This is a genomic window from uncultured Salinicola sp. (assembly GCF_937921195.1).
Classification (GTDB): Bacteria; Pseudomonadota; Gammaproteobacteria; order Pseudomonadales; family Halomonadaceae; genus Salinicola.
The window spans coordinates 14388-32328 of sequence record NZ_CALFQK010000196.1 but is presented as its reverse complement, the minus strand read 5'-3'; the positions used below and the strand labels follow the sequence as shown (position 1 = coordinate 32328).

The 17941-nt window shown below is 66.3% G+C and carries 17 protein-coding genes; 8 read left to right on the top strand and 9 right to left on the bottom strand.

The genetic code is table 11. The features are described 5' to 3' along the window. Positions 1 to 32: 32 nt before the first annotated feature. Positions 33 to 1559, top strand: a complete 1527-nt coding sequence (gene nuoM, locus Q0602_RS23200) for an NADH-quinone oxidoreductase subunit M (protein WP_298848417.1) — start codon at positions 33 to 35, stop codon at positions 1557 to 1559. Beyond that, positions 1556 to 3025 (top strand): NADH-quinone oxidoreductase subunit NuoN, encoded by a 1470-nt coding sequence (gene nuoN, locus Q0602_RS23195; protein WP_298848415.1) that lies wholly within the window; start codon positions 1556 to 1558, stop codon positions 3023 to 3025. Before nuoM ends, nuoN begins: the two co-directional genes overlap by 4 nt. Positions 3026 to 3129: 104 nt before the next feature. Here nuoN and Q0602_RS23190 read toward each other — a convergent pair whose 3' ends face one another. Together Q0602_RS23190 and Q0602_RS23185 are read right to left on the bottom strand one after the other, a co-directional pair. Continuing rightward, a complete protein-coding gene (locus Q0602_RS23190) occupies positions 3130 to 3951 on the bottom strand; it encodes an endonuclease/exonuclease/phosphatase family protein (RefSeq protein ID WP_149436075.1) in 822 nt (273 codons plus the stop codon). Between the two features lie 4 nt (positions 3952 to 3955). After that, positions 3956 to 4594: a thiol:disulfide interchange protein DsbA/DsbL gene (locus Q0602_RS23185; protein WP_298848414.1), complete on the bottom strand. Its 639-nt coding sequence runs from the start codon at positions 4592 to 4594 to the stop codon at positions 3956 to 3958. Between the two features lie 319 nt (positions 4595 to 4913). Here Q0602_RS23185 and yihA point away from each other — a divergent pair, with 319 nt between their 5' ends. After that, positions 4914 to 5531 carry a ribosome biogenesis GTP-binding protein YihA/YsxC gene (yihA, locus tag Q0602_RS23180; protein WP_298848411.1) on the top strand — a complete coding sequence of 206 codons (618 nt, stop codon included), beginning with the start codon at positions 4914 to 4916 and terminating at the stop codon, positions 5529 to 5531. A gap of 368 nt (positions 5532 to 5899) precedes the next feature. On the opposite strand, the gene Q0602_RS23175 is transcribed toward yihA, so the two are convergent. From Q0602_RS23175 to argH, 7 genes are all read right to left on the bottom strand, one after another. Beyond that, on the bottom strand, positions 5900 to 6634 hold the full coding sequence (locus tag Q0602_RS23175) for an HAD family hydrolase (RefSeq protein ID WP_298848409.1): 735 nt from the start codon (positions 6632 to 6634) through the stop codon (positions 5900 to 5902). Between the two features lie 12 nt (positions 6635 to 6646). Next, positions 6647 to 7561 carry a tyrosine recombinase XerC gene (locus Q0602_RS23170; RefSeq protein ID WP_298848407.1) on the bottom strand — a complete coding sequence of 305 codons (915 nt, stop codon included), beginning with the start codon at positions 7559 to 7561 and terminating at the stop codon, positions 6647 to 6649. After that, positions 7545 to 8285: a DUF484 family protein gene (locus Q0602_RS23165; protein ID WP_295039782.1), complete on the bottom strand. Its 741-nt coding sequence runs from the start codon at positions 8283 to 8285 to the stop codon at positions 7545 to 7547. Before Q0602_RS23165 ends, Q0602_RS23170 begins: the two co-directional genes overlap by 17 nt. 68 nt (positions 8286 to 8353) lie before the next feature. Next, positions 8354 to 9187 (bottom strand): diaminopimelate epimerase, encoded by an 834-nt coding sequence (dapF, locus tag Q0602_RS23160; protein ID WP_298848405.1) that lies wholly within the window; start codon positions 9185 to 9187, stop codon positions 8354 to 8356. Next, positions 9187 to 10449, bottom strand: coding sequence for a diaminopimelate decarboxylase (lysA, locus tag Q0602_RS23155; RefSeq protein WP_298848403.1), 1263 nt, complete (start codon positions 10447 to 10449; stop codon positions 9187 to 9189). The genes dapF and lysA overlap by 1 nt, the downstream gene beginning before the upstream one ends. Then, positions 10446 to 10709: a lipoprotein gene (locus Q0602_RS23150; RefSeq protein ID WP_298848401.1), complete on the bottom strand. Its 264-nt coding sequence runs from the start codon at positions 10707 to 10709 to the stop codon at positions 10446 to 10448. The genes lysA and Q0602_RS23150 overlap by 4 nt, the downstream gene beginning before the upstream one ends. Next, entirely contained in the window at positions 10699 to 12111 is a 1413-nt protein-coding gene (argH, locus tag Q0602_RS23145) for an argininosuccinate lyase (protein WP_298848399.1), read from the bottom strand. The genes Q0602_RS23150 and argH overlap by 11 nt, the downstream gene beginning before the upstream one ends. A 269-nt stretch (positions 12112 to 12380) precedes the next feature. On the opposite strand from argH, the gene hemC reads away from it, so the two are divergent. From hemC to Q0602_RS23120, 5 genes are all read left to right on the top strand, one after another. Then, positions 12381 to 13331 carry a hydroxymethylbilane synthase gene (hemC, locus tag Q0602_RS23140; RefSeq protein ID WP_295039793.1) on the top strand — a complete coding sequence of 317 codons (951 nt, stop codon included), beginning with the start codon at positions 12381 to 12383 and terminating at the stop codon, positions 13329 to 13331. After that, positions 13331 to 14119 carry a uroporphyrinogen-III synthase gene (locus Q0602_RS23135; RefSeq protein ID WP_298848397.1) on the top strand — a complete coding sequence of 263 codons (789 nt, stop codon included), beginning with the start codon at positions 13331 to 13333 and terminating at the stop codon, positions 14117 to 14119. Before hemC ends, Q0602_RS23135 begins: the two co-directional genes overlap by 1 nt. Positions 14120 to 14125: 6 nt before the next feature. Next, positions 14126 to 15628, top strand: coding sequence for a uroporphyrinogen-III C-methyltransferase (locus Q0602_RS23130; protein ID WP_298848395.1), 1503 nt, complete (start codon positions 14126 to 14128; stop codon positions 15626 to 15628). Continuing rightward, a complete protein-coding gene (locus Q0602_RS23125) occupies positions 15625 to 16848 on the top strand; it encodes a heme biosynthesis HemY N-terminal domain-containing protein (protein ID WP_295039336.1) in 1224 nt (407 codons plus the stop codon). Before Q0602_RS23130 ends, Q0602_RS23125 begins: the two co-directional genes overlap by 4 nt. Positions 16849 to 16980: 132 nt before the next feature. Further along, complete coding sequence (locus Q0602_RS23120; protein WP_298848392.1) at positions 16981 to 17913, top strand: ROK family protein; 933 nt, start codon at positions 16981 to 16983, stop codon at positions 17911 to 17913. Positions 17914 to 17941: the final 28 nt, after the last annotated feature.

Here is a 17941-nt window from a genome sequence, read left to right as displayed (position 1 = left end):
ACGGAATTCACTCTATCGCGGATGGCTGATTCATGACTCTGGTCTGGCTGATACTGATCCCCTTCATTGGCGGCCTGCTGTGCTGGCAGGCGGAACGCTTCGGCGACCAGGCGCCTCGCTGGATCGCACTGGGCACCATGCTGCTGGAATTGCTGATGGTGCTGGGGCTCTGGGTCAGCAGCGACTTTCAGCTGCCGGCGGAGGGCGCCGCCAGCGCCTGGACGCTGGAGTGGCAGGCGGACTGGATCCCGCGCTTCGGCATTCAGCTGCATCTGGCGATCGACGGCCTGTCGCTGCTGATGATCGCGTTGACCGGCCTGCTCGGTGCCATGGCGGTGGTCTGTTCCTGGAAGGAGATCGTGCGTCGGGTCGGATTCTTCCATCTCAACCTGCTGTGGATCCTGGGCGGGGTGGTCGGGGTCTTTCTCGCCATCGACCTGTTCCTGTTCTTCCTGTTCTGGGAAATGATGCTGGTGCCGATGTACTTCCTGATCGCGCTGTGGGGGCACAGCGGCTCCCAGGGCAGTTCGCGCATCGGTGCCGCGACCAAGTTCTTCATCTACACCCAGGCCAGTGGCCTTTTGATGCTGATCGCGATCCTGGGCCTGGTCTTCGCCCATCACGGGGCGACTGGCGAATACACCTTCGCCTACGCGGATCTGTTGAACACGCCGCTGTCGGAGACCACGGCCTGGTGGTTGATGCTCGGCTTCTTCGTCGCCTTCGCGGTCAAGTTGCCGGTGGTGCCGCTGCACGGCTGGCTGCCGGATGCCCACGCCCAGGCGCCCACCGCCGGTAGCGTCGACCTCGCCGGCATTCTGCTCAAGACGGCGGCCTACGGCATGCTGCGCTTCGCGCTGCCGCTGTTTCCGGAAGCCTCCCAGGCCTTCGCGCCGGTGGCGATGACGCTGGGCCTGATCGGTATCTTCTACGGGGCGATCCTGGCCTGCGGCCAGCAGGACCTGAAACGGCTGATCGCCTATACCAGTATCTCGCACATGGGCTTCGTCTTGATCGGCATCTATGCCGGTACCGAACTGGCGCTGCAGGGCGTGGTGGCGCTGATGGTGGCGCACGCGTTCTCCGCCGCCGGGCTGTTCATCCTCTCCGGGCAGCTCTACGAGCGACTGCACACCCGCGACATGCGCCAGATGGGCGGCCTGTGGGGGCGTATCCGCGGCCTGCCGGGCTTCGCACTGGTGTTCGTGGCGGCCTCGCTGGGGCTGCCCGGTACCGCCAATTTCGTCGGTGAGTTCATGGTGATGTTCGGTGCCTTCGGTGTGGCGCCCTGGATCGTGGTCATCGCCAGCGCCGGTCTGATCCTGGCCGCCGTCTACTCGCTGTTCATCATGCAACGGGTCTACTACGGGCCGCCGGCGGAGGAGACGCCGCTGGCCGGCCTCGACCGGCGCGAGACGATACTGCTGTTCGGCATCGTCGCGCTGGTGGTGTTCTTCGGTATCTATCCCCAACCGCTGCTGGATACCTCGGCCGGGGCCATGCAGGTGGTACAGCAGAGCGTTCAGCAAGCCGCGGCGATGACGGGAGGTGCCCAATGAGCGATGTCGCCAATCATGGTGTCCTGACGACCCTGCTCGCTATTTCCCCGCTGATTCTGGTCTGCCTGACCGTGATCGTGGTGATGCTCTCGATCGCCTGGAAACGCAATCACGCCTTGAGCGCCATTCTCACCGCCGTCGGCCTCAATGCGGCACTGCTGGCGGTGCTGTTCGGCTGGACGCTGGGTACGGTGGACGTCACTTCGGTACTGGTGGTCGACGATCTCTCCCGCTTCGGCGGCGTGCTGGTGCTGATGTCGACGCTGGCCTGCGTCACCCTGGCTCACCACTATCTGGAAGGCTACGAGGGGCCGCGGGACGAGTTCTACCTGCTGCTGACGAGCGCCGCCGCGGGTGGCCTGGTGTTGGTCTCGGCGCGTCACATGACGACACTGTTCTTCGGTATCGAGCTATTGTCGATGCCGCTGTTCGGGATGCTTGCCTATACCTTCCGGGACCGCGGCGCGCTGGAGAGCGGCATCAAGTACATGGTGCTGTCGGCGGCGGCGACGGCATTCCTGCTGTTCGGCATGGCGCTGCTCTACGCGGTGACCGGCACGCTGGACTTCGCCGAGCTGGGGGCGGCGCTCTCGACTCGTGGCAGCGACCCCTGGCTGCTGGCCGGGGCCGGCCTGCTATTGGTGGGGCTGGCGTTCAAGCTCTCCATCGTGCCCTTTCACTTGTGGACCCCGGACGTCTATCAGGGTGGCCCCGGGCCGGCGACGACGTTTCTGGCTACCGCCAGCAAGGTGGCGGTGTTCCTGGTGCTGCTGCGGCTGTTCCAGTCGACGCTGGCCTTCCACGAGAACTGGTGGCACGACCTGCTCGGCTTCATCGCCGTGATCACCATGCTGGTGGGTAACCTGCTGGCGCTGACCCAGAACGATCTCAAGCGCCTGCTGGGCTATTCGTCGATCGCCCATTTCGGCTATCTGCTGGTGGCGCTGGTGGTCAACCAGGGCCTGGCGGTCGAGACCGTCGGCATCTACCTGGTCACCTATGTCCTCACCACGCTCGGCGCCTTCGGCGTCGTCACCCTGGTCTCCAGCCCCTACGTCGCCACCGGCGGTACGGCGGATGCGAGCCCGCTGCACCATTATCGGGGCCTGTTCTGGCGTCGGCCCTATCTCACCGCGGTGATGACGGTGTCGATGCTATCGCTGGCGGGGATCCCGTTCACGGCCGGCTTCATCGGCAAGTTCTATATCATCGCCGTCGGTGTCGAGGCGCACCGCTGGTGGCTGGTGGGCAGCGTGGTGGTCGGCAGTGCCATCGGGCTCTACTACTACCTGCGGGTGATGGTGACCCTGTTCCTGCACGAGCCCGGCATGCAGCGCCGCGACGCGACCCACGACTGGGCCGAGCGCGCCGGCGGCATGGTGGTGCTGGGCGTCGCCACGCTGGTGATCCTGCTGGGACTCTACCCGACCCCGATGATCAATTGGGTCAATTGGGTCGCGGGGTGACGGCCGCCAGCCGTCGAGCGTCCTGCATCACCGCACGAAAGAGCGCCCGCGACAGGGCGCTTTTTTCTTGCTATTCCACCATCCCGCCATCCCGCCATCCCGGGTCAGGTGTCGGTGCCACGATCGCTGGCGAGGCCGATGCTGCGACGACAACTGACTGGCAGATGGATGTCCACGGCGATGGGGAGATGATCCGAGAACATCGCCTCCAGCACGCGCGGCTGCTCGGCCTTCAGCGACGCGGAGAGCAGGATATGGTCCAGCGCGCGGCGGGGCTGCCAGGCCGGGTAGCTGAGCTGCGGCTTGAGCGGGTTGAGATCCAGGGCCTTGCAGAACCGGGGGTGCGCCAGCAGTTGTTCCGGCGTGCAGTTGAGATCGCCCATGACCACCACATGGTGCAGCGGCTCGACGATCTCGCCCAGGTAGTCGAGCTGACGCCAGCGCCCGCGCTGGCTGAGTGCCAGGTGTGCGACGAAGACGTGCAGCGCATCCGGCCCTTCGCCGTAGCGGGCGTGAATCGCGCCGCGCCCGCGCATGCCGGGCAGGCGGTGTTCATCCACCTGGTTGGGCGTCAGGCGCGATAGCAGCCCGTTGCTGTGCTGGGCGACGCGACCGAGGTTGCGGTTGAGCTGCTGAAAATGAAAATCGAACGCTGAGCGATGGGCGAGATACTCGACCTGATTGACATGATTGGATCGAAAACTGCCCCCATCGACCTCCTGTAGGCCGACGATATCGTAGGCCGACAGGGTGCTGGCGACGATATCCAGCCGCGAGCTGCGCTTGGGGTGGGGCAGCAGGTGCTGCCAGCTCCGGGTGAAGTAGTGATGATAGGCCGAGGTATGGATGCCGACCTGCAGGTTGCAGGTCAGCAGTTTCAACGTCGACGCGATCTCGCTGGCGGGTGTCGAGACGGCTAGAGACATGGCGTCACTCGCTCTCGGTGCGTTCCTCGCGGACTTTCTCGATCAGGGCGCTGGCAATCTTCGGCATGTTTTCCAGTGAGCCGGCGGAGTCGGGCGTGACCACATAGCGGCCATCGACGATCAAATCCGGTACGCCCATCAGCTGGTAGCCACGCATCTTGGCCGACGCCTGCTGGATCTCGCTCTTGACGCCGAAGGAGTCGAGCGCCTTGAGGGCTTCATCCTTGCTGACGCCATAGTGGGTGAAGAATTCGGCGATGTCGTCCTTGTCGGTCAGCCGCTTGCCCTGCTTGTGGATGGCGTCCATGAAGTCCTGGCGCATCTCGTGCTCGATGCCCAGCTGCCGGGCTGCATAGAAAGCGATGGCATGCTGTTCCCAGACCCGACCCAGCGGGGCTGCCATGCGATCGAAGGTGACGTCGTCAGGCAATTGGGCAACCCACTCGTTGAGCGGCTTTTCCAGCGCATAGCAGTGCGGGCAGCCGTACCAGAACACTTCGGTGACTTCGATCTGGTCCGCCGGCACCTCGGTTTTCATCGGCTCGTCGACGACCTGATAGTCCTGGCCCTCGACGATGTCCGCCGCCATCACCGCGCCCGAGAACGTCAGCCCGGCCAATAGCGCCACGAAAGACTTGATCATGCGTTACTGCTCCTGAAGGTCGATAAAGTGGTTGTGAAACGGATGTCGAGGAAATCACCGCCAGGCGACGGCGCCTCGGTCGATGGTACGCCACGGCTATTGGAGCCGCGAGGGGCCGCGAGGTTCCCTCGCTAGCCTGCTACCGACCGCTTTCCCTTAGCCTGACAGAAATGGCCGGAAAAGCGTAGGGCACCCAGGCCCGTCGTCGGGCGCGGGGACGTCGACCGCGTTGCCGGAGGCCCGGCCTTGGCGCTCATCCGATGGCCGGCACGCGTGATACACTGCGCGGCGCCACCGTCTCAAGATGATCGAGCCCACCATGACCGCCACGCCCGAGCGCCGCAATTACCAGACCGCGACTTTCCTGATCAGCGCGCCGACGCTGGCCAAATGCCCGTCGGATCGCGGGGTCGAGATCGCCTTCGCCGGACGCTCCAACGCTGGAAAATCCAGCGCCATCAATGCACTGACCCAGCAGCGGGCGCTGGCGCGCACCTCGAAGACGCCGGGACGCACCCAGTTGATCAACTTCTTCACCCTGCAGAACGACGAGCAGCTCAGGCTGGTCGATCTGCCGGGTTACGGCTACGCCAAGGTGCCGGAGGCGATGAAGAAGGAGTGGCAGGCCCATCTCGCCGATTATCTGCATCGCCGCCGCTCGCTGGCCGGTCTGATTCTGCTGATGGACGTGCGGCATCCGCTCAGCGAGTTCGATATTCAGCTGCTCGAAATGGCGGACGATCGCAAGCTACCGGTCCACATTCTGCTGACCAAGGCCGACAAGTTGAAACAGGGCCCGGCCAAGGCCTCGCTGCAGCAGGTCAAGCAGCGCCTGGCCGAATGGGAGGACCTGGTCAGCGTGCAGCTGTTCTCCGCGCTCAAGCGCCAGGGGCTGGATCAGGCTTATTCCGTGATGGATCGGTGGTTGGCCCGTTGAAGCTCCCTCGGGTTCGGCCACTGATTGGAATCCTTTACTGAATCCACTTTCCACTGAATGTGCCACCCCGGTGACGCCTATTCAGGACGGCGCTGGCGATGGGCTCGCTGAGCCGGGGTTTGCGACAGGGATGTCGCTAAAGGCGCGTTGGACAGGATGTCCTTTCGCGCCGACCCGAGCTCAGCGAGCCCAGAGGCAGGATATCGCCGTTCTGGGCGTCAAAAAGGGGAGTGTGAGGGGCTTGCCCCTCACGATAACGAGCGGAACGGAGGGGAATGCTCGTTCAGTCGTGACCTGCTTGGACTCGAATCGATCTCCAATCGATCACGTTCCAAGTCTCCGCTCTCGCCAAGTGACATGTCGTGTCGCTACAACGACGCCTGGTCCAGTTTCGCCACGATCTCCGGCAACTCCCTCACATGCGTCACGCGATGCACTCGCGGCGGCAATTCGCGTTCGCCCTCGTCCTTGGCGTCGATCCACACCGCATGCATGCCGAGGCGCTGGGCCGCCATCACGTCCTCCTCCCAGTTGTCGCCGACGTGCAGGGCGCGATAGGGCTGCGTGCCGAGCCGGGCGACGGCGGTCAGGAACGGACGCGGGTCCGGCTTCGAGGCGTGCATTTCGCCGGCGAGGATGATCACGTCGAAATGGTGATCCAGCGACAGTCGGCGCACGTCGACGTTGCCGTTGGTGATGATGCCGAGCCGATAGCGCCGCGCCCAGGCGTCGAACATCGGGACGACTTCGGGGTAGAGCGCGACCTCATGGCGCAGCGCCATGAACTGCTCGAAACCCGCTCTCGCCCAGCGCTGCGCCTCCTCGGTCGACAGGCCGTGCTCGATCAGCAGCTCATACATGGCGCGTTCGCGAATCCAGCTGTGGTCGCCGCTGCTCAGCGGATAGCGCTGCATCAGCGATGCGCGCAGGGACTGGTAGGCTTCCAGCGGGAAGGCTTTGGCCAGCGGCGTCGCGGTGGGGCCACGGTGGGTGTCGATCTGTTCGGCGAGCCATCGATAATGGGTCGGCTCGGCATGGGCCATGACCGGGCCGTTGTGCCACAGCGTGTCGTCGAGGTCGAAGGTGATGGCGTCAAGCGGCATGGCGAGTGATTCCTAGCGGTTGTCTGAACTCTCGTCCGAGGAGGAAGCCGGCCGGCGCCGTGCCCGGGGATGGGCCTTGTCGTAGACCTCGGCGAGCTGCTGCCAGTCCAGGCGGGTGTAGATCTGTGTTGTCGAGAGATTGGCGTGGCCCAGCAGTTCCTGGACTGCCCGTAGATCCTGGCTGGACTCCAGCAGGTGGCTGGCGAACGAGTGGCGCAGCCGATGCGGATGGAGGTGTTCCGGCAGGCCGCGCTTGCGGGCGGTGTCGGCCAGGCGGGCCTGGATCGAACGATGGCCCAGGCGGCCGCCGTGCTGGGCGACGAACAGCGCTGTCTCGCCCTCTCCCGCCAGTGCGCTGCGAAACCCGAGCCAAGCCTGGATGGCTTGGCCGGCGCGTTGGCCCAAAGGTACCTGGCGCGGTTTGCCGCCCTTGCCCACGACCCGCACGTGACGCTGGTCGAGGCTGGCGAGGTCGAGCGCCGCCAGCTCGGCCAGGCGCAGGCCGCAGGAGTAGAACAGCTCCAGCATGGCCTGGTCGCGCACCTCGAGCGGGTCGCCGTCATGCGGCGTATCCAGAAACCGGCCGAGCAGATCGACGTCCACCGGACTCGGCAGGTGGCGCGGCTGACGGGGCGCCTGGGTCAGTTGGACCGGGTTGTGATCCAGCTCGCCCCGCCTGACCAGCTCATCGGCGAAACGGGACAGCGCGGCGCGGCGCCTCGCCAGGGTCCTCGGCGCCATGCCACGGGTGCGTTCGTGGGCCAGGTAGCGTCGCAGCAGGGTGACGTCGAGCTCGCGCCAGCTGTGCACGTCCTGTGTTTCGAGATAACCGATCAGGCCGTCGATATCGCGGCGATAGGCGTCCACCGTCGCCGGACTGGCGCGCTGCGCCAGCCGCTTCAGGAAGGCGTCAAGTGCGGCCTGCACGGGAGACCTCGGCACGCCGCAACAATCGGCTGACCACCTCGCCCAGATACTCCGTGAACAGCGTATCCAGGGTGGCCCGGAAGTGCTCGCCATCGTGACTGGCCAGCAGCAGGAAACCCAGCGACTCCCCCTGCGTCAGCCGGGTGATGGCGCAGGAGCCGGATTCCGGCGGGGCGTTGCAGTGCGGCAGCAAGGCCTCCCAGTCCTCCCGGTCGAGCGTGGTGCAGCGGCTGGTCTGTTCGTTGAGCAGCAGTTCCAGACGCTGACGCGCAGTGTCGGTCAATTCGAACCGCGGTGGCTGCCAGGCGTTGGTGTCCCGGGGCGAGGCGTGACAGGCCGGTGGCGCTTCGAGCCACAGGCCGATGCCCTGGGTACGGAAACGCTCGGCCAGTTGCGTCGACAGCGCCTCGGCCAGGGCATCGGCGTTCTCGGCTTCGATCAGGCCCAGTACCAGCTCGCGGGTACGGCGATACTGCGCCTCGTTATAGCGTGCCGATTCGAGCAGGTTCTCGAGCCGCCACTCCGCGTCCTCGGCCCGGTGGCGCAGGTCGTGCACCAGCCGCTCCAGTAGTGATACGGCGCCTGGGATATGCGGGTGCGGTACCTTGAGTTGCTGTAGCAGTCCCTCTCGGCCGACGAAAAAGTCGGTATGTTGTGCCAGCCATTCGGCGACCCGATCGGGATCCAGTGTCTGGCGAGGCTCGGGGACCTGGGCGCGTGACATGCGTTGATTCTCCTATGAATCCCTGACGAGGCAGCAGCCTGCCCGTCGTCTCTTTTTATTAGAGTCTGCTAGTTCAAGGCTATGCGCCCTTCGAAGACGCGTTCGGCGGGGCCGGTCATGACGATAGGCGTTTCGCCGCCTTTCCACTCGAGTGTCAGGCGACCACCGCGAAGTTCCACGTCGACGGGGCTTTGCAGCACACCCCGGCGAATGCCGCTGGCCACCGCCGCACAGGCCCCGGTGCCGCAGGCCAGCGTTTCGCCGACGCCGCGCTCGTAGACGCGCAGGCGGATGGCGTGGGGCGACTCGATCTGCATGAAGCCGACGTTGACCTGACGCGGGAAGCTCGGGTGGCGCTGCAGCGCCGGGCCGAGTGTCTCGACCGGAGCGCTATCGACCTCCTCGACCTCGATCACCGCATGCGGGTTGCCCATCGAGGCGACGCTGAAGGTGACGGTCCGGCCGTCGATATCGAGATGGTGCGACGCCTCGTCGCGATCGGCGACGAACGGTACGTTCGCCGGTGCGAAGCGGGGGGTGCCCATGTCGACCCGCACCCGGCCGTCGTCATCGACTTTCAGCGACAGCGGCCCGCCCAGGGTCTCGACCTGGAACTCGCGCTTGTGGGTCAGGCGCTGGTCGATGACGAAGCGGGCGAAGCAGCGTGCACCGTTGCCGCAGTTCTCCACCTCGCCGCCGTCGGCGTTGAAGATCCGGTAGCGGAAATCCATGTCCGGCTTGCGCGGCGGTTCCACCAGCAGCAACTGGTCGAAACCGATGCCGAAATGGCGGTCGGCCAGCTGGCGGATCTGGTCGTCCCGCAGGTAGGCGCGCTGGGTGATCAGGTCCACCACCATGAAGTCGTTGCCCAGGCCGTGCATCTTGGTGAAGTTCAGCAGCATCAGCTCTCCCCCGGCAGCCGGGACTCGAGGGCCCACAGCGAGTCGAGGCTCTCGCGACGGCGTACCAGATGGCTTCGGTCGCCGTCGACGAGGACTTCGGCGGGGCGGCCGCGGCTGTTGTAGTTGGATGCCATGGCGAAGCCGTAGGCACCGGCCGAACGCACCGCGAGCAGATCCCCCTCGGCGATCGCCAGTTCGCGCTCCTGGCCGAGAAAGTCGCCGCTCTCGCAGATCGGGCCGACCACGTCGTAGACGGCGGGTTGCCGCGACGGCCGCGCATCGACGCGTTCGATGCGTTGCCAGGCCTGGTACAGCGACGGCCGGATCAGATCGTTCATGCCGGCATCGACGATGGCGAAGTTCTTGGTCTCGCCGGGCTTGAGGTACTCGACTCGCGTCAGCATCACGCCGGCGTTGGCGGCGATGGAGCGGCCCGGCTCGAGCAGCAGGGTCAGTTCACGCCCTCGCAGGCGCTCGCGCACCGCGTGAACGAAATCGCCAGCCGCCGGCGGACGTTCATCCTGGTAGGTGACGCCCAGGCCGCCACCGATGTCCAGGTGCTCGATCACGATACCGTGGCCGGCGAGCCGGTCGATCAACGCGAGCAGGCGATCCAGCGCATCGAGATACGGCGAGAGTTCGGTCAACTGCGAGCCGATATGACAATCGAGTCCCACGACCTTGAGGTTCGGCCGCTGGGCGGCCCAGGCGTAGAGGTCGAACACCTCTTCCGCGGCCACGCCGAACTTGTTGGCCTTGAGCCCGGTCGAGATATAGGGATGGGTCTTGGCGTCGACGTCCGGATTGACCCGGATCGAGATGTTCGCCACCTGGCCGCGCTCGGCGGCGACGCGGTCGAGGCGCTCGAGTTCCGGGCGCGACTCTACGTTGAAGCACTTGATGCCGACTTCCAGGGCGCGTGCCATCTCGTCGGCCTGCTTGGCGACACCGGAAAAGACGACCTTGGCCGGATCGCCGCCGGCCGCCAGCACCCGCTCCAGCTCGCCGACCGAGACGATGTCGAAGCCGGCACCGAGGCGGGCGAGCACATCGAGCACGGCCAGGTTGGAGTTGGCCTTGAGCGCGTAGCAGACCAGATGCGGCATGTCGCCGAGGGCATCGCTGTAAGCGCGGAAATGTCGAGTCAGGGCGGCACGCGAATAGACGTAGCAGGGCGTGCCGTACTGTTCGGCCAGCCGATCCAGGGCGATGCCTTCGGCGTGGAGCACGCCGTCGTGGACGGGGAAAGCGTCGAACGTCACGGTAGCTCCTCGGCGGTCGGCGAGGTGGCTGCCGGCGCCGGGCTGGCCTGGGGCGCCTGGCGGCGCTGCGCGTCGGAGTCGCTCTCTCCGGGCGTCTGTTTCGACGAGGCCGGCTGCGACGTTTCGTAATCCCCCTGGGGATCGTAGGTCTTCGAGGCCTCGCTATCGCCGGGCAGGTAGAGGGGGCCTTTCTGACCGCAACCGGCCAGCGCCAGCAGCATCGTGCTCAAGACCGCGATGATGAGTGCGTTACGCGACATGATGGCGCTCCTGGAGGGTGGCGAGGGCGTCGCGTGCGCGGCTTGCGGCGGCGCGGACCTGATCCGGTGCGGTCCCGCCGATGTGGTTGCGGGCGGCGACCGAGCCTTCCAGCGTCAGCACCTCGAAGACGTCCTCATTGATCACCTCGGAGAAGCGCTTGAGTTCCTCGAGCGACATCTCGGAGAGGTCCTTGCCCTGCTCGATCCCGTAGGCGACCGCCTTGCCGACGATCTCGTGGGCGTCACGAAACGCGACACCGGCCCTGACCAGGTAGTCGGCCAGGTCGGTGGCGGTGGAGAAACCGCGGCGCGCCGCCTCGAGCATGTTGTCCGGCTTGGCCTTGAGCGCCGGCGCCATGTCGGCGAAGGCGCGCAGGCAGCCCTTGACCGTGTCGAGGGTGTCGAACAGCGGCTCCTTGTCCTCCTGGTTGTCCTTGTTGTAGGCCAGCGGCTGGGACTTCATCAGCGTCAGCAGGCTCATCAGGTGGCCGTAGACCCGTCCGGTCTTGCCGCGGACCAGTTCCGGCACGTCCGGGTTCTTCTTCTGCGGCATGATCGAGGAGCCGGTGCAGAAACGGTCGGGCAGGTCGACGAAGTCGAACTGGGCGCTGGCCCACAGCACCATCTCTTCGCTCATGCGCGAGAGGTGCATCAGCAGGATGCTGGCGAAGGCGGTGAATTCGATGGCGAAGTCGCGATCGCTGACCGCATCCAGCGAGTTCTCCGACGGACGATCGAAGCCCAGCAGCTCGGCGGTGACGTGACGATCGATGGGGTAGGTGGTGCCGGCCAGCGCCGCGGCGCCCAGCGGCAGCACGTTGACCCGCTTGCGGCAGTCGAGCAGGCGCTCGTGATCCCGCGTCAACATCTCCTGCCACGCCAGCAGGTGGTGGCCGAAGGTCACCGGCTGGGCGGTCTGCAGGTGGGTGAAGCCGGGCATGATGGTGTCCGCTTCGCGGTCGGCCAGCTCGATCAGGCCGCTGCGCAGGCGCGAGAGCTCGGCGGCCACGGCGTCGATCTCGTCGCGCAGGTAGAGCCGGATATCGGTGGCGATCTGGTCGTTGCGCGAGCGCCCGGTATGCAGTTTCTTGCCGGTGATGCCGATCCTGTCGGTCAGCCGCGCTTCGATGTTCATGTGGATGTCTTCGAGGGCGATCGACCACTCGACCTCGCCGCGCTCGATCTCCGCCTCGATGGCATTGAGGCCATCGACGATGAGGTCCCGCTCGTCGTCGGTCAGCACGCCGACCTGGGCCAGCATGGTGGCATGGGCGATCGAGCCGCGAATATCGTGATGATAGAGACGCTTGTCGAACGGGATCGAAGCGGTGAAGGCGGCGACGAATGCGTCGGTGGGTTCGCTGAAACGTCCGCCCCAGGATTGGTTGGTTGCCTGCGTCATCGAAAATCGAGCTCTGCGTGGTCTGCGGGTGAAAACTGCGAAACGATTGCCCGAGTGTATCAGAGACAGCGTCGGCATAGGACGCTGAAACTCGCGGTCGAGAAGCGGGATGCAAGGCGTGGCGCGCTGCGCGCCGCCCGGTTTTTACTCGGTCGGCGACTGCTTTATCATGGGATGCTGAGGTTCGCGCAGACGAACACCCACTTGATGACGCATCCCGAAGCGCATGCCCTGGCGTTTTGGGGCGTCCATCCGACCCGGAGAATGGCGTGCCCGACGCTAACAGATTGAGAATCGCAACCCGCAGGAGCGCCCTGGCGCTGTGGCAGGCCGAACACGTCAAGGCGCTGCTCGAACATCATCATCCGCACCTGAGCATCGAACTGGTGCCGCTCTCCACGCGCGGTGACCAGATCCTCGACACGCCGTTGGCCAAGGTCGGTGGCAAGGCGCTGTTCGTCAAGGAGCTCGAGGAGGCGATGCTCGATGGCCGGGCGGATCTGGCCGTGCACTCGATGAAGGACGTACCGATGCATTTCCCCGAGGGGCTGGGGCTCTCGGTGATTCTGGAGAGCGGGGCGCCCACCGACGCGTTCGTCTCCAACCACTACTCCGGCGTCGACGGACTGCCCGAGGGCGCGCGGGTGGGCACTTCCAGCCTGCGCCGCGGCCTGCAGGTCAGCGCGCGCCGGCCGGACCTCGAAGTGCTCTCGCTGCGGGGCAACGTCCAGACCCGCCTGGGCAAGCTCGACGCAGGCGACTTCGAGGCGATCATCCTGGCCACGGCGGGGCTGGAGCGGCTCCAGCTCGCCGATCGGATCACCGCGGAGCTTACCCCGGAAGAGAGCCTGCCGGCCTGCGGCCAGGGGGCGCTGGGCATCGAGTGCCGCCATGACGATGCGGAGCTGGTCTCCCTGCTGGCGCCGCTGGACCACGCCGCGACGGCGACCCGGGTGCGCGCCGAGCGGGCGCTCAACACGCGCCTGGATGGCGGCTGCCAGGTGCCGATCGGCGGCTACGCCGTGCTCGAGAACGACGGCGACACGCTCTGGCTGCGCGGACTGGTTGGCCATCCGGACGGCTCGACCGTACTGCGCGCCGAGGGCCGGGGATCGGCCATGGAGCCCGAGTCGCTGGGGATTCGGGTGGCTGAGGATCTGCTGGCCCAGGGGGCCGGCGAGATCCTCGCCGAGGTCTACGGGGGCGCTGGCGGCGAGTGATGACCGGCCGCGTACTGCTGACGCGTCCCGGGGAGCGTGGCGAGATTCTGGCGCGAACGCTGGAACGGAGCGGTTTCGTCACGGCCGCGCTCGATCTCCTGCGCTTCGAACCGGTGGCGCTGGCGGACGTCGGTCGGGCAGCGCTGCTCGATCTCGACCTGTTCCACGGCGTCATCGTGGTCAGTCCGCAGGCGGCGACGTGTCTTGCCGAGGCCATTGCGTCATACTGGCCGCAGTTGCCGCAGCGGCTGCGTTTCTACGCCGTCGGCGAAGCCACCGCGGAGAGGCTTTACACGGAATTGGGCGTGCCGGCGGTCATCCCCCCGCGGACGAGCGGCGAACACAGCGAAGCGCTGCTGGAAGTGGCGTCGCTCAGGGCGGTGGCCGGCAAGCGCCTGCTGCTGGCTCGCGGCGAGTCGGGTCGCGAGCTGCTGCCGGAACGCCTGCGGGAGCGGGGGGCGGATGTCGAGGTCCTGGCGCTCTATCGGCGCCGTTACCGGGCGCCCTCGCCGCCGGCGGCAGAATGGCTCGAGCGCGGTGATTTCGCCGCGCTGGTGGTGACCAGCGGAGAAATATTGCAACATTTGGTCACGTGGTGTGGCCCGGTTGCGTTGAACCAACCGCTAATCGTCTCGAGTCCGCGGTTGGCTACACTGGCGGGGACGTTGGGGTTCGGCTCGCCTCACGTGGCGTCGGGCGCCTCTCCCGCGGCATTGGACGCAGAGATTCGCGCGGTGCTCGGTCCACGGAGCGCCACCTTCGATCAGGGTGATCACGAAAAAGGCTAGCGATAGATGAGCAAGCAGAGCAAAGATCAGCAACCGCAGTCGGCACCGGCTTCCGATGGCGAGCAGACACCTGACGGCCAGGCCGGGTCGGCCGGGCAGGATTCGAAGGCGACGTCGTCCGAGGCATCGAACACGGGCGGTGACCGGAAGCCCTCATCCGCCGGTTCGCCAGACAAGGCCGGCTCGACCGATCCGATCAAGCCCGACGTCGCTCAGCCAGTCTCCGCCGACGGTGCGACCGGCAAGCCGGGAACCGTGAGCGACGCGTCGAGCGCTTCCAGCAGTTCGACCGACGAGGCCGGCAAGACGAATGCCGGCAGCAAGTCGCCATCGGCAGGCAAGTCCAAACCCTCGAACGGCAATCCCGGCCGGACCGGCAAAACGCCCCCGGGTGGCGGCCAGCCACCGGCGGGGAGTGGCGCGACCTCGGGTGGCGGCAAGCGCGGCACTGGCGGCAAGTTGGGCCTGCTGGCCCTGATACTGGTGATTCTGCTGGCGATCGTGGTGGCGTTCGTCGGCTATCGGGGATGGCAGAAACTGCAGGCGCAGCAAGCGCAGTTGAGCCAGATCGGCACCAACAGCACCACGCTCGATCAACTCGAATCGAAAGTCGGCGAGCTCGACCAGAGTCGCCAGCAGAACCTGAAGATGATGCGGGGCGAATTCGACCAGTATCGCCAGAACCTCGACAACACGCTGGACAAGGTGCTCAAGGAGCTGGCCCAGCAGCAGCAGGCCGACCCGCGCGAATGGTTGCATGCCGAGGCCGAGTATCTTCTGCGTCTGGCCAATCAGCGGCTTCAGCTCGAGCGCGACGTCAAGGGTGCCAAGGCGCTGTTGAAGGCGGCAGATGACCGGCTTCGGGAGGCGGACAACCCGGCGCTGGTACCGATTCGTCGCGCCATCCAGTCCGAACTGGCGTCGCTCGATTCGGTGCCGGTCATCGATCGCACCGGCATCTATCTGGCGCTGATGGCGCAGCAGGAGCAGCTGGCCCGACTGCCGCTCAAGCAGGATATCGAAGAGATCGCCGCCGGCAAGGGCGATGCCCAGCCGAGCGGCGGATGGCGCCAGCAGCTGGCGACGCTGGGTCGCGAACTCAAGGATCTGGTGACCGTACGACGACACGACCAGCCGCTGGAGGCCTTGATCACGCCGCAACAGGAGTCCTATCTGCGCCAAAACGTGCGGCTGCTGCTGGAGCAGGCGCAACTGGCACTGCTGAAGTCCGAGCCCGAGCTCTATCAGGCCAGCCTCGGCAAGGCAACGGAACTGGTCGAGGGCTATTACGCCACCGACAACGACGGTGTGGCCAAGTCGATCGACAAGCTGAAAAGCCTGCGTGACAACGATGTGCGCCCGGACCTGCCGGACATCAGCGAATCCTCGCAGCTGCTCAAGCGCTTCATCGAGCAACGCTTCGGCAACGGGGACCAGCAAGGTTCGCAGGGCAGCGGTTCGCGAGGCGGTAGCGCGAACCAGGGGTCGGCACAGGGAGAGGGCGCATGAGGAAGCTGATCCTGCTGATCGTCTTCGGTCTGGCGGTCGGCGCGCTGTTCGGGCAGTTGATGCAATCGCTGCCGGGCTACTGGTTCATTCGTGTCGGCGACACCTCCGTCCAGACCTCGTTCTGGTTCGGCTGCGTCCTGTTGCTGGCGGCCTTTCTGGTGCTGCATTTCCTGCTGCGGGCTCTGACGCGGCTGCGTCGTCCCGTGAGCCGGCTCAAGGTATGGAACAGCCGCACCCGCCACCGTACCGCGATGAGGCGCACCGTCCGCGGGCTGGTGGCGCTGGCGGAAGGTCGCTGGAAGCGTGCCGAGAAGTCACTCACCAAGGCGGCCGACGACTCCGGCACGCCGCTGGTCAACTATCTCTCCGCGGCGCTGGCGGCGCACTACCAGGGGCGCTACGAGCAGGCGGACGTGCTGCTCAAGCGGGCGCATCACAGCACCGAGGGTGCGGATACCGCGGTCGGTCTGGTGCAGGCGCAGTTGATGCTGGATCGTCAGCAGTTCGAGGAAGCGTTGGCGACGTTGACGCGCCTGGAACAGCAACTGCCGGAACACCCGCAGGTACTCAAGCTGCTCAAGCAGGCCTATCTCAGCGTCAACGACTGGGACGGCATGCGGCGTCTGCTGCCGCGTCTCGACAAGCACCGCCTGATTACCGAAGACGAGCGTCGGGCGCTCGACCAGCGGGTCTATCGCGAGCTGCTGGTGCAGGCTGCACAACAGGAGGACAACCTGCCGCGCGTGCGCTCGTTGTGGGCCGACATGCCGGACAATCTGCGCGGCGATGTCGAGCTGGTCGGGCTTTACGCCGAAGCGTTGATCAAGGGGGGCGAAGAGGGCGACGCTGAACGCCTGCTGCGCAATTCGCTCAAGGAGCACTGGGACACCCGTCTGGTGTTGCGCTACGGTCTGCTCAATGTCGATGCGGCGCGCCAGCTGGTGTACGCGGAGAAGTGGCTGCAGGAGCGGCCCAACGATCCCGATCTGTTGCTGACCCTGGGTCGCCTGTCGCTGCGCAATGCCTACTGGGGCAAGGCGCAGGAGTACTTCGAAGCGAGCCAGCGCCAGCGTCCGAGTGGCGTCGTTTGCGCCGAGCTGGCGAGGCTCTACGCCAATCTCGGCGACCACAGCAAGAGCCAACTCTATTATCGTCAGAGCGTGACGCTGCTGGACAAGTCGCTACCCGCGCTGCCGCAGCCCAGCGACATGACGCGCTGATCTCGGCCTTCGACCGATTGCTCTCCTCGGCGCCTGCGGGCGCCTTTTTTGTGGCCACCGGGAAATCGCCCTCGGCGACGTCTCGAGGCAGGCTACCGATCGAAATGAAGTCGTCACGAGGAACAACGCCCCATGCACTATGGTATCGATGTCGGCGGCACCAAGACCGAGATTGCGATCTATGACCGGGATTGGGTCTGTCTCGATCGCTGGCGTGAGCCGACGCCGTCGGACGACGGCGAAGCCTTCCTGTCGATGCTGGCCGCGCTGGTGCGGGAGGCGGACCGCGGCTGTGACGGGCGCGGCACGCTGGGGCTCGGGTTTCCGGGCGTGCTCGATGAGCGCGGCCATCTGATCACGGCGAATCTGCCGGGACTGCGTCCGTTTGTGCTCGAGACGGCGCTTGGGGCGGTTCTCGATCGCGCCTTCGTGATCGAGAACGACAGCCGCTGTTTCGTGGTGTCGGAAGCCGGCCCCGGTGGCGCGGCAGAGGGGGTGCGTCACGCCTTCGGTGCAATCCTGGGGACCGGGGCGGGTGGTGGCGCGATCGTCGACGGCCGGCTTCTCAGGGGTGGGGGCCGGTTTGCCGGAGAGTGGGGGCACCTGCCGCTACCCGCCGCTGCGGCGAGAGACTACGGGCTGCCGTGCCCGACCTGCGGCTGTGGCCTGTCGGGGTGCCTGGAAACCTACATCGCCGGGCCTGGCCTGGTGAGACTGCATCGTCACTTCGGGGGCGCGTCGTCCACCGCCGAGGAGTGGCACGCGGCCTGGAGGGCGGGCGAACCAGCGGCGCAGCGCGCGCGGGCGTGCCATCTAGACCTGTTGGGCGGTGCCCTGGCCAACGTGGTCAAGCTACTGTCGCCGCAGGTGATCGTGGTGGGCGGAGGTCTCTCGACCCTGGATGGATTGTTGGCGGCTTTGCCGGCGGCGATAGCGGCGCACTTGTTCCCCGGTGTCGAGACGCCGGGCGTCCTCCGCTCTCGTTTCGGGAGCTCGAGCGGCGTGCGCGGCGCGGCGATGCTGGGCGCCGCCGCCTCGGGGGGCACGGGGGACGAACGACTATAAAAAAGGCCGCCCGCAGGCGGCCTGGAAA

Bases quoted from the DNA above. Each gene is read 5' to 3' on its own strand.
- argH (WP_298848399.1), bottom strand. From the start codon at position 12,111: ATGACGCAGGCAACCAACCAATCCTGGGGCGGACGTTTCAGCGAACCC.
- Q0602_RS23130 (WP_298848395.1), top strand. From the start codon at position 14,126: ATGAGCAAGCAGAGCAAAGATCAGCAACCGCAGTCGGCACCGGCTTCC.
- Q0602_RS23135 (WP_298848397.1), top strand. From the start codon at position 13,331: ATGACCGGCCGCGTACTGCTGACGCGTCCCGGGGAGCGTGGCGAGATT.
- Q0602_RS23185 (WP_298848414.1), bottom strand. From the start codon at position 4,594: ATGATCAAGTCTTTCGTGGCGCTATTGGCCGGGCTGACGTTCTCGGGC.
- yihA (WP_298848411.1), top strand. From the start codon at position 4,914: ATGACCGCCACGCCCGAGCGCCGCAATTACCAGACCGCGACTTTCCTG.
- Q0602_RS23190 (WP_149436075.1), bottom strand. From the start codon at position 3,951: ATGTCTCTAGCCGTCTCGACACCCGCCAGCGAGATCGCGTCGACGTTG.
- Q0602_RS23125 (WP_295039336.1), top strand. From the start codon at position 15,625: ATGAGGAAGCTGATCCTGCTGATCGTCTTCGGTCTGGCGGTCGGCGCG.
- Q0602_RS23175 (WP_298848409.1), bottom strand. From the start codon at position 6,634: ATGCCGCTTGACGCCATCACCTTCGACCTCGACGACACGCTGTGGCAC.
- nuoN (WP_298848415.1), top strand. From the start codon at position 1,556: ATGAGCGATGTCGCCAATCATGGTGTCCTGACGACCCTGCTCGCTATT.
- Q0602_RS23120 (WP_298848392.1), top strand. From the start codon at position 16,981: ATGCACTATGGTATCGATGTCGGCGGCACCAAGACCGAGATTGCGATC.
- dapF (WP_298848405.1), bottom strand. From the start codon at position 9,187: ATGCTGCTGAACTTCACCAAGATGCACGGCCTGGGCAACGACTTCATG.
- Q0602_RS23165 (WP_295039782.1), bottom strand. From the start codon at position 8,285: ATGTCACGCGCCCAGGTCCCCGAGCCTCGCCAGACACTGGATCCCGAT.
- Q0602_RS23150 (WP_298848401.1), bottom strand. From the start codon at position 10,709: ATGTCGCGTAACGCACTCATCATCGCGGTCTTGAGCACGATGCTGCTG.
- nuoM (WP_298848417.1), top strand. From the start codon at position 33: ATGACTCTGGTCTGGCTGATACTGATCCCCTTCATTGGCGGCCTGCTG.